Raw genomic sequence first — 15,081 nt, 5'->3', positions numbered from 1 at the left:
ACCGATCGGACGGCCGGCTTTACGATGAACGTCATACCATTCTCCTTCGCGGGCAAAGCGTATGCTAGGTATCCGCCAGTCGGTCCTTGAGCGTTGAAGCAGGCCCAGGTTCTAAAACAACATGGAAAAGCCGATCACCGGGCCGTGCTGGTTCACGTCCCAGCGGAACTTGTTCGCGCCCGTGAAGTCGTCGCTTTCGTAATCCTGATAGAGCAACCGGTACCCGGCGCGCAAAATTGTCGGCTGGCCAAGCATTTCGGTCCGGTATCCGAGATAGGCCTGGGCGTTGACGCTGAGCTTTGAGCCGACATCGAAGCCGCCGACATCGGCCTCGGCGACGAGGTTCCAGCGCTCGCCGAGATCGGCGTTGAGCCGCAGGCCGACGAAGGGGTCGGTCCAGTCGGCGCTCTTGCTCGTGTTGAAGCCGGCCACGGACACGTCCGCCTCGAGCTTCGTCCAGCGCAGACCGATCGTCGGCTCGATCGACAGCGTCCGGGGCTTGCCGAAGACGGTGTTGCCGCCGAGTTCCTGCTCATAGACCTGATAGAACGCGCCGAAGGCCAGCGTCGTCATCTTGATGTCGAGGCCGATCTCATGGCTGAGCAGCTCCTCATCCTGGCTGGTACGGACGTACTGGCCGTCGAAATAGACACCCCATTGGCCGTTGGTCAGCTCGATGTTGCCCATCAGCGCCAGGTCGAGATGGTCGAGCGTGTCTTTGAAGGGCACGTCGACATCGGTATCGAAGCCGGCAAGCGATGCGTCCCCCTTGAGGCTCGCCGCCCAGACATAGGGGCTGACGATCACCGTCCAGTCGCCTTGCGGCGCCATGCGCGCCTGGTCGAAATCGGCGGCGTTCGACGGTGTCGAACACAAGAGCGTCACGGAAAGCGCGACGGCACAGCGGGCCATCATTCGTGCGGTTGCGGGTATGCGATGTGCTTGCATGTCTGCCCCCTCAAGCGTCCGTTGGCAGCCTAGCCGGCGCTGCCGCAATTTCAAGTGGCGCAAACCGCGACCGCGCACGTTTCCCCACCGTGCGTATGGAGCCTTATTCCTGCCGCCCTGCCATTGCGCGCAGGCCCCTGATCCGCTAAGAGACGCCGCGACTTTCCGCTCCCCGAAGCGGTGACTGCCGATGTGCGAGAAGTCTCCCAAGCTTTTTGACCGTCGGGCGCCGGCGGGGGCTTTCCTGTCACGCGCGCAAGCGCGCGCAATTTGGGTACCGGTAGAGGCACATGGCACGCATCGTGATGAAATTCGGCGGGACGTCCGTCGCTGATTTGGAACGCATCCACAATGTTGCCCGCCATGTGAAACGCGAGGTCGATGCCGGCCACGAAGTTGCCGTCGTCGTTTCCGCGATGTCCGGCAAGACCAATGAGCTGGTCGGCTGGGTGCAGAACATGCCGAAGGCAACCGGCGCCAACTCGCCCTTCTACGATGCGCGCGAATACGACGCGATCGTCGCGTCCGGCGAACAGGTGACCTCCGGTCTTCTCGCCATCGCGCTGCAGTCGATGGGCATCAACGCCCGCTCGTGGCAGGGCTGGCAGGTCCCGATCCGCACCGACAACGCCCACGGCGCTGCCCGCATTCTCGACATCGACGGTGCCGAGCTCATCCGCCGCATGGGCGAGGGCCAGGTCGCCGTCATCGCCGGCTTCCAGGGGCTTGGGCCCGACAACCGCGTCGCCACGCTCGGCCGCGGCGGCTCCGACACCTCGGCGGTTGCGATCGCCGCCGGCGTCAAGGCCGACCGTTGCGACATCTACACCGACGTCGATGGCGTCTACACCACCGACCCGCGCATCGAGCCGAAGGCGCGGCGTCTGAAGAAGATCGCGTTCGAGGAAATGCTGGAAATGGCATCGCTCGGCGCCAAGGTGCTGCAGGTGCGCTCGGTGGAGCTTGCCATGGTGCACAAGGTCCGCACCTTCGTGCGTTCGTCTTTCGAAGATCCCGATGCGCCGGGCATGGGTGACCTTCTCAATCCGCCCGGTACGCTGATTTGTGATGAGGATGAGATCGTGGAACAGGAAGTCGTAACCGGCATTGCCTATGCCAAGGATGAAGCCCAGATTTCGCTGCGCCGTCTCGCCGACCGGCCGGGCGTCTCCGCCGCGATTTTCGGCCCGCTGGCTGAAGCCCATATCAACGTCGATATGATTGTCCAGAACATCTCCGAGGACGGTTCGAAAACCGACATGACCTTCACGGTTCCCTCCGGCGATGTCGACAAGGCACTGAAGGTGCTCGGCGACAACAAGGACAAGATCGGTTACGACGTCGTCCAGTCCGAAGCCGGCCTCGTCAAGGTATCGGTCATCGGTATCGGCATGCGCAGCCACGCCGGTGTTGCAGCGTCGGCTTTCCGTGCGCTTGCCGACAAGGGCATCAACATCAAGGCGATCACCACTTCCGAGATCAAGATTTCGATCCTGATCGATGGACCCTATGCGGAATTGGCGGTTCGCACTTTGCATTCCGCTTACGGTCTCGATAAGAGTTAATCGACAGACGACCGATTTGGGATTCGCGGCGACTTGGCCGCGCATCCCCTTTGCTGCCGTCCCCTCTATTTCGGGAGACCCCACGCGATGAGAGACCTTTCCGCAGGTCCGCGCGTTCTCCTCAAGCGGTTGCGCGAGTTGATGGCGGAACCGCTGGAGCCGCAGGAGCGCCTTGACCGTATCGTGCGCCAGATCGCGCAGAATATGGTCGCGGAAGTGTGTTCGGTCTACGTGCTGCGCTCCGACGGCGTGCTCGAACTCTATGCGACCGAAGGTCTGAACAAGGCCGCCGTTCACCTGGCGCAGTTGAAGATGGGGCAGGGCCTCGTCGGTACCATCGCCGCTTCGGCCCGGCCGCTCAATCTGTCCGACGCCCAGTCTCACCCGGCCTTTACCTACCTGCCGGAGACCGGCGAAGAGATCTATCATTCCTTCCTCGGCGTGCCGATCCTGCGCACAGGGCGCGCGCTCGGCGTTCTCGTCGTCCAGAACAAGGCGATGCGCAACTATCGCGAGGACGAGGTCGAGGCGCTCGAAACGACCGCCATGGTTCTCGCCGAGATGGTGGCAACCGGCGAGCTCAAGAAGATCACCAAGCCAGGTCTCGAACTCGATCTCTCGCGTCCCGTCTCGATCGACGGCAACAGCTACGGCGAAGGCATCGGCCTTGGCTATGTCGTCCTGCACGAACCAAGGATCGTCGTCACCAATCTCCTCAACGAGGATACCGACCAGGAGCTGCAGCGGCTTGCCGAGGCGCTCGGGTCGCTGCGCATCTCGATCGACGACATGCTGTCGCGCCGCGAGGTGTCGATGGAGGGCGAGCATCGGGCAGTGCTCGAGACCTACCGCATGTTCGCGCATGACCGCGGCTGGGTGCGCAAGCTCGAAGAAGCGATCCGCAACGGCCTGACGGCGGAAGCCGCCGTCGAGCGTGTGCAGAGCGAAACCAAAGCGCGCATGATCCGCCTGACGGACCCTTATCTGCGCGAGCGCATGCATGATTTTGACGATCTCGCCAACCGCTTGCTGCGCCAGCTCTCGGGCTACGGCGCCAAGCTTTCGGCGAGCGACTTCCCGAACGATGCTGTGATCGTCGCGCGCGCCATGGGCGCTGCCGAGCTGCTCGACTATCCGCGCGAAAATGTGCGCGGCCTGGTGCTCGAAGAGGGTGCCGTCACCAGCCACGTGGTGATCGTTGCCCGCGCCATGGGCATTCCTGTGATCGGCCAGGCGACCGGTGCCGTGGCGCTTGCGGAAAACCGCGACGCGATCATCATCGATGGCGATGACGCCAAGGTGCATCTGCGGCCGCTCGCCGACCTGCAGCGCGCCTATGAGGAAAAGGTTCGCTTCCGGGCGCGGCGTCAGGCACAGTTCCGCGCGCTGAAGGACGTCGAACCGCTGACCCGGGACGGCACGCGTATCACGTTGCAGATGAATGCCGGCCTATTGGTCGACCTTCCGCATCTGAACGAGGCGGGTGCCGAAGGCATCGGCCTCTTCCGCACCGAACTCCAGTTCATGATCGCCTCGACCATGCCGAAGGCGGAGGAACAGGAAGCCTTCTACCGCAGCGTGCTGAAGCAGACGGGCGGCAAGCCCGTAACCTTCCGCACACTCGATATTGGCGGCGACAAGGTGGTTCCCTATTTCCGCGCTGCGGAAGAGGAAAACCCGGCGCTCGGCTGGCGCGCCATCCGGCTTTCGCTCGACCGGCCGGGTCTGCTGCGCACCCAGCTCCGCGCGATGCTGCGGGCGGCGGCCGGTGCCGAGCTCAAGCTGATGCTGCCGATGGTCACCGAGGTCTCCGAACTCAGGATCGCGCGCGACCTCCTGCAGAAGGAAATCGAGCGGCAGTCGAAGCTCGGCGAACAGTTGCCGCGCAAGCTGCAATTCGGCGCCATGCTGGAAGTGCCGGCGCTGCTCTGGCAGCTCGACGAGCTGATGACCGAGGTGGACTTCGTCTCGGTCGGCTCCAACGACCTCTTCCAGTTCGCGATGGCCGTCGACCGCGGCAATGCCCGCGTGTCCGATCGTTTCGACGTGCTCGGGCGCCCGTTCCTCAGGATCCTGCGTGATATCGTGCGCGCCGGCGACCGGCACGATACGCCGGTGACGCTCTGCGGCGAGATGGCGAGCAAGCCGCTCTCGGCCATGGCGCTGCTGGGTCTTGGCTTCCGTTCGGTGTCGATGTCGCCGACGGCCGTCGGACCGATCAAGGCGATGCTTCTGGCGCTTGACGCGTCCAAGCTCGGCGCACTGCTCAACGCTGCACTGGACGACACGCGAGATCAGACGCCCGTTCGCCAGATGCTGGTGGATTTCGCCGCGGAAAACGGCATTCCGGTTTAGATTGAAGTGACGCGTCGCAACCTCGTCCGGAGCTGATCCGGCCGGGGCGAGACGCATTGGAGTGAGACTTGGCAAAGCTTCCCGTTGAAAAGATGCGCGAACTGGAACGGCGGTTCGGTGAAATCGAGGCGCGCATGTCCGCCGGCCCGGCCGCGGACGTCTACGTCAAGCTCGCCTCGGAGTATTCCGAACTGCAGCCGGTGGTGACGAAGATCCGCGCCTACGAAAAGGCGACGGCGGAGCTTGCCGACATCTCCGCCATGCTCGCCGACAAATCGACCGATCGCGAGATGCGTGATCTCGCCGAAATGGAAAAGCCCGAGGTCCAAGCGACGATCGAGGGTTTGGAACAGGAAATCCAGATCCTGCTCCTGCCGAAGGATGCGGCCGACGAAAAAAGCGCAATCCTTGAAATCCGCGCCGGAACCGGTGGTTCCGAGGCGGCGCTGTTTGCCGGCGACCTGTTCCGGATGTACGAGCGTTATGCGGCGGGCAAGGGGTGGAAGGTCGAAGTGCTGTCGTCGAGCGAAGGCGAAGCCGGCGGTTTCAAGGAAATCATCGCTACAGTTTCCGGGCGCGGCGTGTTCGCGCGGCTGAAGTTCGAATCTGGTGTGCACCGCGTACAGCGCGTGCCGGAGACGGAGGCGAGCGGTCGCATTCACACCTCGGCGGCAACCGTCGCAGTGCTGCCCGAGGCCGAAGACATCGATATCGAGATCCGGCCCGAGGATATCCGCATCGACACGATGCGCTCGTCGGGCGCCGGCGGACAGCACGTCAACACGACGGACTCGGCCGTGCGCATCACCCACCTGCCGACCGGGCTTGTCGTCACCAGCTCGGAAAAGTCGCAGCACCAGAATCGTGCGAAAGCGATGCAGGTGCTGCGCTCGCGCCTCTACGACATGGAGCGCCAGCGCGCCGACAGCGAACGCTCGGCCGACCGTAAGAGCCAGGTGGGATCGGGCGACCGCTCCGAACGCATCCGCACCTACAATTTCCCGCAGGGACGCCTTACCGACCACCGCATCAACCTGACGCTATACAAGCTCGACCGGATGATGATGGGCGAGATCGACGAAGTCGTCGATGCGCTGCTTGCCGACTACCAGGCGAGCCAGCTGGCGCAGCTCGGCGAGCAGCGGGGCTAGGAGATGGCCGAGACGCTCGCGAGCCTGGTTGCCGAAAGTCGCGATCGCCTGCAGGCGGGCGGCATCGAGCATGCGGCGCTCGACGTCCGGCACCTGATCTCGGGCCTGCTCGACCTGTCGCTGAGCGCGGTCGTGTCGCGGGGCAGGGACCCGGTTTCGGATGAGGATGCCCAGCGGATCCGGGCGGCGGTTGCGCGCCGGCTGGCGCGCGAGCCGGTCTATCGCATCCTCGGTGAACGCGAGTTTTTCGGTCTGCCGCTGAGGCTGTCGAAGGAAACCCTGGAGCCGCGCCCGGACACCGAGACCTTGGTCGACCGCATGATCCCCTATCTGCGCGCGGTGGTCGCGCGAAAGGGAGGTTGCGAGATCATCGATCTCGGGACCGGCACGGGCGCGATTTGTCTCGCGCTTCTGTCTGAGGTTCTTGAAGCCAGGGGCACGGCTACCGATATATCCGGAGACGCGCTGGCAACGGCGACGGCAAATGCCGTCGCTCTCGGACTTGCGGATCGCTTTCGGCCGTTGCTCAGCAACTGGTACGAAAAGGTGGACGGTCGTTACGACGTTATCGTCTCAAATCCGCCGTATATCCGGTCCAGTGTGGTCGAAGAGCTTGAGCCGGAGGTGAGACTTCACGACCCGGCCGCAGCGCTTGATGGCGGAGAAGATGGGCTAGATGCCTATCGCGCCATCGCTTCTCAAGCTGGTCATCATCTTGAGACAAACGGCGTGATAGGCTTGGAAATCGGTTTCGACCAGAAAGAGGCGGTAACGGCGTTGTTTTACGCCGAAAAATTCCGTCTGCGTGAAGAGGCGAAGGATCTCGGCGGCAATGACCGCGTCCTGATCTTCGAACGCGACACAAACCGTTGAAAAAATGCTGCACTGGCGCATCTTCTTTCTTGCAGAGGCAAAGAAAGGGCTTGGAATCCCAGAGGAAGCGGGCTAGTTTGCCCGCGCACTGGGCAGAAGGTCATGGACCTAAGATTCGTTCCGGTATGACCTGGCCACGGGGATTGCTCTCAAGAAAGAGTTGCTAGGGTTCAACACGTGCCTTGTGCGGGTACCTGTTAATTTGACGTCAGTCGGCGCCGAAGCCGCCATTGTGCGAGCGCAACGGTGCGTGCTCTGTCGGGCGGATCCGGCCGGAAGATGAAACCACATGATCATCATTATCAAGAGAATTCGGGTGAATGTACTATGAGGCCAGGACAGCAAAACAAGCGCGGCCGCGGGCGAAATAACAACAACAATAACAACAACAATGGAAGCAACAACAATCACAACCGCAAGGGCTCGAATCCGCTGACGCGGACCTACGACAGCTCCGGTCCGGATGTGAAGATTCGCGGTACGGCCCAGCACATCGCCGAGAAGTACTCTGCACTTGCGCGCGACGCCCAGAGCTCCGGCGACCGGGTCATGGCGGAAAATTACCTGCAGCACGCCGAACACTACAACCGCATCATTGCTGCCGCGCAGGCGCAGATGCAGGATCGTTTCCAGCGTGACGACCGTCAGGACTTCCGCGGCCACGACGCAGCCGACCAGGACCAGGACGATCTGGATCAGGGCTACGCCGACGACATGCCGGCTTCGGGTGCCGCAGCCGTAACGCCTGTTGCCGAGCCGCAGCCCGTTGTCATCGACGGTACCGGCCCGCAGCCGGTGATCGAAGGCACGCCGGCCGAAGTTGCGATGGAAGAAGAAGCTCCTGCCGCTTCCGGCCGAGCCGCAACGCGCCGCCGCAACGCGCCGCGTCCGCGCCGTCCGCGCCGCAGCGCCCAGGAAGGTGCTGCCGACGAGGCTCAGCCGTCGGGTGATGACGCTCCGGAAGCGCCGGCTCTGGCTGGTTCCGAGTAAGCGAAGTCGCAATAGTCAGCCTGCCCGATGCAGGCATCAAAAACCCGGCCCATCGCGGCCGGGTTTTTCTTTGCACGGCAAACGCTGATCAGCCAGTTGCACTGGTTAGCTTTTGGCACTGTCGATGATGAGTGCAGTTAGGTTGCTGCTCGCAGCGGTCTCGTTTGTGCGCCCGCGGATCAGTTCGCGGCCGATCGCCTCGGCCGCGCCGGCGATACCCGTGCAGCGAAGCCTCAGATCGTCCTCGGGGACTTCCGAGAAAGGGGAGAGGGCTGCCTTGATCATGGCGACGTAATCGTCAGCCTGCTGTTGCTGCGTGGCGATCATGTCCGCATTGCCGCGCAGCGCGCCGGAGATCGCCTGCCATTCCTCGCCGCTTTCGACAGCACAGTTGATGTAGACGGAACTGATGATATCGGCGACCGCTTCGAGCCGATTTAATGCACCCTTCAGCGCGACCTTCAGTTTTTCCGTGTGCCGGTCTTCGATTTCCTGGGAGAGCGCGATCAAGAGCCCCTCGCGCGTGCCGAAATGTTCATAGGCGATCGGCTTGCTGACGCCAGCGCTTTCGGCGAGATGGCCAAGCGTCAGGGCGTCGGCGCCCCGTTCGCGCAGGATCTCCCTGGCGGTGTCGAGCAGCTGGGCGCGCCGCTCGGGCTTCGCAAGCTTTCGGCCTTTCGTCCGGCTCATCGATCACAATCCTCTTTTCGCGTCGGCCCATGCCTCTTGAAAGTGGTATTCGGCATCTTACTTACCAATAGTAAGTTACTAATGGTAAGTTCGGTAGGTGCCGCTTACCTCTCGTTTAGGAGATAGGAAGATGTCGAGCAAGTTTCTGCCCGTTTTGATTGTCGGTGGTTCCGGTGTCGTCGGGTCGCAGGCCGCAAGGATCATTCGTCGTCTGCACCCGACGTTGCCGATCGCGATCGGTGGCCGCGATCTTGGCAGGGCCGAGGCGGTCGCACGTGAGGTTGGCGGCGCGGTCGGGGTCAGCGTCGACCTCAGTCGCCCGGATCTCGGCCTTGGCGATGCGCCCCGCTTCAGCGCCGTCGTCATCTTCCTGAAAGACGAAAAGCTGAGTTCGATGCGTTACGCCCAGCGCCGCGGCATTCCCTATATCAGCCTATCGAGCGGCACCTTCGAGGTCGGTCCGGAGATGGCGCAGTATATCCACGCGCCGGACCGTGCGCCGATCCTGCTCGCCAGCCACTGGCTCGCCGGCGCCGCGATCTTCCCGATCCTCGACTTTGCCAAAGCCTATGAAGCGATCGACACGATCCGCATCGGCGTCTTGCTCGACGAAGAGGACATGGGTGGGCCGGCAGCACTTGCGGATTACAACCGCATCACCGGCCTTGCGCCCGCCGCTTTGACCGTCGCGGATGGCAAGTTCCACTGGGCCGGCGGCGAGGATTCCAAGGCGCGCTTCAGAAGCGTTGACGGCGTCGAACTCGAAGCGACCGCCTATTCGCCCTTCGACGTCATGGCGCTTTCGGCCCGTACCAACGCCAGCGATATCCGCCTGGATCTTGCCTATAGCGTGTCCGCGAGCAGGCGGCGCGGCGAACCGTTCTCGACGGAGATCGCCATCGATATCAAGGGCCGCGACAAACACGGCGAACTGGTCGACCGTCGCTATGAGATCGTGCACCCTCAGGGCCAGGCCCCACTGACGGCGCTTGGCGTCGCCCTTGCGGTCGAGCGCATGCTCGGCCTTGAAGGAGGGGCCGCCCCGGCGCCGGGCCTCTATCTGCCGGAGGTCCTGATCGAGCCGGCCTACTATGTGCGGCGGATGAAGGAATTCGGCGCGTCCTTCGCCGAGCGGACCCCCGCGGCATAGACGATCCCGCGGCCGCGTTACCCTTTCGGTGCGCGGCCGCCTCGTGGTTGCAGATTTCCGTCTCACGAGCGCCGAGAGGCTCTTTAATTTCCAAAATCGCTGCCCCATATTCGCTTCGGACGCGTTGATCCGACGTAAAGCGGGGATCGCGCCACACTGACAGGCTTGCCGAATGCGGGAGCCTGATCCTGAAACACCGACGGGTGCCATGATGGGCCTGCCGGGCTATGGAGGTAGAGTATGAATATCGAAAAATATTCCGAGCGCGTGCGCGGTTTTCTGCAGTCGGCGCAGACCTATGCGCTGGCGCAAGGACACCAGCAGTTCACGCCGGAGCATGTGCTGAAGGTACTGCTCGATGACGACCAAGGCATGGCCGCCTCGCTGATCGAGCGGGCCGGTGGTGATGCCCGCGAAGCGCGCGCCGGCAATGACGCAGCGCTTGCAAAGCTTCCCAAGGTTTCCGGCGGCAACGGTTCCGTCTATCTGTCGCAGCCGCTTGCGCGGGTGTTTTCGAGCGCCGAAGACGCAGCCAAGAAGGCTGGCGACAGCTTCGTCACCGTCGAGCGCCTGTTGCTGGCGCTGGCGATCGAAAGCTCGGCGGCCACTGCTGACATCCTGAAGAAGGCCGGCGTCACGCCGACCAAGCTCAACCAAGTGATCAACGACATCCGCAAGGGCCGCACCGCCGACAGCGCCACTGCCGAACAGGGCTTCGACAGCCTGAAGAAATACGCGCGCGACCTGACGGCCGACGCGCGAGAAGGCAAGCTCGACCCGGTCATCGGCCGCGACGACGAGATCCGCCGCACCATCCAGGTGCTGTCGCGCCGCACCAAGAACAATCCGGTTCTGATCGGTGAGCCCGGCGTCGGCAAGACCGCGATCGCCGAGGGCCTGGCACTGCGCATCGTCAATGGTGACGTGCCGGAAAGCCTCAAGGACAAGCGGCTGATGGCGCTCGACCTGGGCGCGCTGATTGCCGGTGCGAAGTTCCGCGGCGAGTTCGAGGAGCGGCTGAAGGCCGTGCTCAACGAGGTGCAGGCCGAAAACGGCGAGATCATCCTGTTCATCGACGAGATGCACACGCTGGTCGGGGCCGGCAAGGCCGATGGCGCCATGGACGCCTCCAACCTGTTGAAGCCGGCGCTGGCGCGCGGCGAGCTGCATTGCGTCGGTGCGACCACGCTCGACGAGTACCGCAAGCATGTCGAAAAGGACGCGGCCCTTGCCCGTCGCTTCCAGCCGGTCATGGTCGAGGAGCCGACGGTCGAAGACACGATCTCGATCCTGCGCGGTCTGAAGGAAAAGTACGAGCAGCACCACAAGGTCCGGATTTCGGATTCGGCGCTGGTTGCCGCCGCGACCCTTTCGAACCGCTACATCACCGACCGGTTCCTGCCGGACAAGGCGATCGACCTGATGGACGAAGCCGCCTCGCGGCTGCGCATGCAGGTGGATTCCAAGCCCGAGGAGCTCGACGAGCTCGATCGTCGCATCATCCAGCTGAAGATCGAGCGCGAGGCCCTGAAGAAGGAAACCGATGTCTCGTCGAAGGATCGGCTCGAGAAGCTCGAACTTGATCTTGCTTCGCTCGAAGAGCAGGCATCCGCGCTGACGGCCCGCTGGCAGGCGGAAAAGCAGAAGCTCGGGCGTGCCGCCGACCTCAAGAAGCAGCTCGACGAAGCCCGCAACGAACTGGCGATCGTCCAGCGCAAGGGCGAGTTCCAGCGTGCCGGCGAACTGACCTACGGCGTCATTCCGAAGCTCGAAAAGGAGCTCTCGGACGCCGAAAGCCAGGAGAACGCCAATGCCAACCCGATGGTGCAGGAGGTCGTGACCCCCGACAACATCGCGCATGTCGTTTCGCGCTGGACGGGCATTCCGGTCGACAAGATGCTGGAAGGCGAACGCGACAAGCTGCTTCGCATGGAAGACGAATTGGCGAAGTGGGTCGTCGGTCAGGGTGACGCCGTGCAGGCAGTTTCCCGTGCCGTCCGGCGTGCCCGTGCGGGTCTCCAGGATCCGAACCGGCCGATCGGCTCGTTCATCTTCCTGGGCCCGACCGGCGTCGGCAAGACGGAGCTGACCAAGGCGCTTGCCCGGTTCCTCTTCGACGACGAGACCGCGTTGTTGCGTGTCGACATGTCGGAATACATGGAGAAGCACTCCGTCGCCCGGCTGATCGGTGCGCCTCCGGGCTATGTCGGCTACGAGGAAGGCGGTGCGTTGACCGAAGCTGTTCGGCGCCGGCCCTATCAGGTCGTGCTGTTCGACGAGATCGAGAAGGCGCATCCGGATGTCTTCAACGTGCTGCTGCAGGTGCTCGACGACGGCCGCCTGACCGATGGTCAGGGTCGCACCGTCGACTTCCGCAACACGATGATCATCATGACCTCGAACCTCGGCGCGGAGTATCTGGTCGGGCTTGGCGAAAATGAGGACAGTGATGCGGTTCGCGACCAGGTGATGGAGGTGGTGAAGTCCGCCTTCCGGCCGGAGTTCCTGAACCGCGTCGACGAGATCATCCTGTTCCACCGGCTGCGCCGGTCGGAGATGGGGGCGATCGTCGATATCCAGCTCGAAAGGCTGCGCAAGCTGCTTGCCGAGCGCAAGATCTCGCTGGAACTCGACGACGATGCCCGCGCGTTCCTGGCCGACAAGGGCTACGACCCGGCCTATGGTGCCCGTCCGCTGAAGCGGGCGATCCAGAAGTTCGTGCAGGATCCGCTCGCCGAGAAGATCCTGCAGGGCGAGTTCCCTGATGGTTCGACCGTCAAGGTGCTGTCGGGCTCGGACCGCCTCAACTTCAAGCGCGGGGCGGGGCCGGACAAGGAAGCCGCCTAAGTCCAGCAGCGCACAAATCAAGAGGCCGCCCTTCGGGGCGGCCTTTCTGTTTGTGCCGATTTTCGAGCAGGGGAGGGGAGCCGTTAGTTGCTCGCGACCTCTGCGCCCGTGCCGTCCTTGTTCAGCAATTCGTCGATGCGGTCGCGTTCCTTCTCGAACTTCGCCAGCGCGTCGCCCGAAAGCGACTTGCCGCCGGGCAGTCGGATGCGCAAGGGGTCGACCTTGTTGCCGTTGACGATCAGCTCGTAGTGCAGGTGCGGTCCGGTAGAAAGGCCGGTCGTTCCGACCCAGCCGATCACCTGGCCCTGGACGACCTTGTTGCCCACCTTGACGTTTTTGGCGATCGCGCTCTGGTGGTTGTAGGAGGACACGTAGCCGTTGGCATGGCGGATCAGCGTCTGGTTGCCATAGCCGCCGGAATCCCAGCCGGCCTTTTCGACGACACCGCCGCCGGCGGCGATGATCGGTGTGCCGCGCGGGGCTGCCCAGTCGACGCCGGTGTGCATGCGCGAGAAACCGAGGATCGGGTGCCGGCGCATGCCGAAGCCCGAACGGAAATGGCCATTCGGCACGGGATTGCGCAGCAGGAACTGGCGGATGCTTTTGCCGTCCTGGTCGAAATAGTCGATCGTGTTGTCGCTCGGATCCTGGAACCGGTAGAAGGCGGTAACGGCATCGCCGAATTTGGCGCGAACATAGAGGAGCTCGGATTCCTCCGTCGCCATGCCGCGTTCGTCGGTCACGGAGAAGAAGGCTTCAAGCGAATCCGTCGGCTTCAGCTGCGCCTGGAAATCGACGTTGCTGGCGAGCAGCTTGACGACGAGGCCGACCATGTCGGCGTTCATGCCGTAGGAAAGTGCCGCACGGTAGATGCCGTCATAGACCCGCGGCAGGTCGTGGCTGCTGGTCATGACCGGCGCGCCGTTGTCGTCGAAGGCGGTGGCGACCGCGTCGAGCCTCGGTGGCTCGGCGCCGGGGACGAAGCGGCCCTTGTCATCGACCGCCATCGTCAGCACATGCCGGTTGCGCGAATAGATCGTGGCCCGCACGATGCGTGCGTCCTGGCCCTTCTGCGTCTCGCCGTTCTGGATGATGCCGATGCGCAGGATATCGCCTTCGGAAAGCTCGCTGGCGCCGAGCGCCTGGCCGAGATAGCTGGCGGCGTCCTCGGCCTGCGCCTTGGTGTAGCCGGCACTGCTCATGACTGTCGCGATGTCGGTCTGGCGCCGCACCGGAATGATGTCGTCGGCGTATTCGGTGGTTTCTTCGTCGATCGTCTCGTAGGCGGCGTCACTCTTGTTCTGCTCGACGATGCGCGCAGTCAGGCCCTGGAGAAGATCGAGCCCGTCACTCTCCGAGGCGAAGCGCTGCGGATCGACATAGTAGAGCGAGGCGACCTGGGTGCTGCCCTCGGTCAGGACAGAGCCGTTGGTGCGGACATTTTCCTCGACCTCTTCCAGCGACATCGAACTGTCGAAGGTGGGGCCGCCGCGCAGCGGGAAGTCGACGGTTTTCAGCGCCACTTCGGAATCGACGTTAGAGCCGTAAAGCGTCCCGGTTCGCGAAACGGGGGATTCCTCGTCTGCCTCTTCCGTCGAGAAGATCGCCAGAGGATCGAAGTCCGGATAGCTTTCCGAGGCCTGATGATTGGCGGCGAGTGCCATCTTTACGTGAACGAAGGGCTGTTTGCGCACCACTTCCTTCTCGCCGTCATGGGTCATCGTCGAGACTTCCATGATCGTCTTGTCGGCCGGCTTGGCAACGAGCTTCGGCGACAGGATGCGGCCGCCGCGAACGGCGATCGCTTGCTCGTCGCCATTCGAACCGGCATCAAGTGCGGCATAGGCTTCGGCCGGGATTGCCAGCTGCTGGCGTCCGTCAAGCGCTGCAAAGAGCGCGACACCCATCAGGAGGCTCGAGGTGATCCCCGTCAGGAAGGTGCCCGATAGCCAGCGCAGCGAAATCTCGCGCCTGTCGGGCGCGCGCCGGCCATGCGCCAGGATCGGTGGCTGGTCGCCAAGCGACCTGACCATGTTCTTGTCGGTGATCATGCCGAACTGAGGGTCCCCGATTTCTCTAAACCGTATTCTTGCCTGCGATACGTTGCGCGAAGGTGTGCATCTTTCACGCGGCGGAGTCAAATCACGCGCGGAGCTGCAAGGGCGATATCCTATATATCCCAAGCCTGTCCGCGCGCCCGCATCCGCGACGCATCTTCGTTTTCGCTTAGATAGGCCGATTGTGAAAAAGGTAGGGCCAAATTGTGTCTCCACAGGCCCGGGGGAGGGGGCAAAACTTTTTTGGGGGCGCAAAGCCCTGCGTTTGTGGGCTTTGTCAGAAATCTGTCATTTTTTCCGAAAATCCCTGTTGACGTGTCGGATGTGTGGGGTCTATAAGCCCGATCACTGACGAGGGCGGCGGCGCTGCTGGCGACGACGACCTTCGCTCTAGAGTTTCCTGGTTGGCTTGGTGCTGATTGAGGGGTTCGGGACGAGAGTTCTGGGCTTTGTGG

Annotated in this window: 10 protein-coding genes; 7 read left to right on the top strand and 3 right to left on the bottom strand. The window is 63.2% G+C overall.

The window, feature by feature from the left end; translation table 11 throughout:
- Positions 1 to 111: 111 nt before the first annotated feature.
- Positions 112 to 912, bottom strand: coding sequence for a hypothetical protein (locus tag IB279_RS36290; RefSeq protein ID WP_112771864.1), 801 nt, complete (start codon positions 910 to 912; stop codon positions 112 to 114).
- Positions 913 to 1,238: 326 nt separating this feature from the next.
- Between IB279_RS36290 and IB279_RS36285 the strand changes: the two genes are divergently transcribed.
- From IB279_RS36285 to IB279_RS36265, 5 genes are all read left to right on the top strand, one after another.
- Positions 1,239 to 2,513: an aspartate kinase gene (locus IB279_RS36285; RefSeq protein ID WP_034797696.1), complete on the top strand. Its 1,275-nt coding sequence runs from the start codon at positions 1,239 to 1,241 to the stop codon at positions 2,511 to 2,513.
- An 87-nt stretch (positions 2,514 to 2,600) separates the two neighbouring features.
- Positions 2,601 to 4,868 carry a phosphoenolpyruvate--protein phosphotransferase gene (gene ptsP / locus IB279_RS36280; protein WP_034797694.1) on the top strand — a complete coding sequence of 756 codons (2,268 nt, stop codon included), beginning with the start codon at positions 2,601 to 2,603 and terminating at the stop codon, positions 4,866 to 4,868.
- A gap of 68 nt (positions 4,869 to 4,936) precedes the next feature.
- Positions 4,937 to 6,019 (top strand): peptide chain release factor 1, encoded by a 1,083-nt coding sequence (gene prfA, locus IB279_RS36275; protein WP_112771847.1) that lies wholly within the window; start codon positions 4,937 to 4,939, stop codon positions 6,017 to 6,019.
- 3 nt (positions 6,020 to 6,022) lie between these two features.
- Positions 6,023 to 6,892, top strand: a complete 870-nt coding sequence (gene prmC, locus IB279_RS36270; protein WP_060609769.1) for a peptide chain release factor N(5)-glutamine methyltransferase — start codon at positions 6,023 to 6,025, stop codon at positions 6,890 to 6,892.
- A 327-nt stretch (positions 6,893 to 7,219) separates the two neighbouring features.
- A complete protein-coding gene (locus IB279_RS36265; RefSeq protein WP_192341216.1) occupies positions 7,220 to 7,882 on the top strand; it encodes a DUF4167 domain-containing protein in 663 nt (220 codons plus the stop codon).
- Positions 7,883 to 7,987: 105 nt separating this feature from the next.
- Here IB279_RS36265 and IB279_RS36260 read toward each other — a convergent pair whose 3' ends face one another.
- Positions 7,988 to 8,572, bottom strand: coding sequence for a TetR/AcrR family transcriptional regulator (locus IB279_RS36260; RefSeq protein WP_112771848.1), 585 nt, complete (start codon positions 8,570 to 8,572; stop codon positions 7,988 to 7,990).
- 130 nt (positions 8,573 to 8,702) lie between these two features.
- On the opposite strand from IB279_RS36260, the gene IB279_RS36255 reads away from it, so the two are divergent.
- On the top strand, positions 8,703 to 9,722 hold the full coding sequence (locus tag IB279_RS36255; protein ID WP_112771849.1) for an NAD(P)-dependent oxidoreductase: 1,020 nt from the start codon (positions 8,703 to 8,705) through the stop codon (positions 9,720 to 9,722).
- A 240-nt stretch (positions 9,723 to 9,962) separates the two neighbouring features.
- On the top strand, positions 9,963 to 12,569 hold the full coding sequence (clpB, locus tag IB279_RS36250) for an ATP-dependent chaperone ClpB (protein WP_192341214.1): 2,607 nt from the start codon (positions 9,963 to 9,965) through the stop codon (positions 12,567 to 12,569).
- A gap of 83 nt (positions 12,570 to 12,652) precedes the next feature.
- Here the strand turns inward: clpB and IB279_RS36245 are convergent, their stop codons facing one another.
- On the bottom strand, positions 12,653 to 14,620 hold the full coding sequence (locus IB279_RS36245; RefSeq protein ID WP_112771851.1) for a M23 family metallopeptidase: 1,968 nt from the start codon (positions 14,618 to 14,620) through the stop codon (positions 12,653 to 12,655).
- Positions 14,621 to 15,081: the final 461 nt, after the last annotated feature.

Origin of the sequence: Ensifer sp. ENS06, assembly GCF_014852205.1 — a bacterium.
GTDB classification, from domain to species: Bacteria; Pseudomonadota; Alphaproteobacteria; order Rhizobiales; family Rhizobiaceae; genus Ensifer; species Ensifer adhaerens.
Note: the sequence above shows the minus strand (reverse complement) of the source record. Positions and strands in the feature narration are given on the sequence as shown.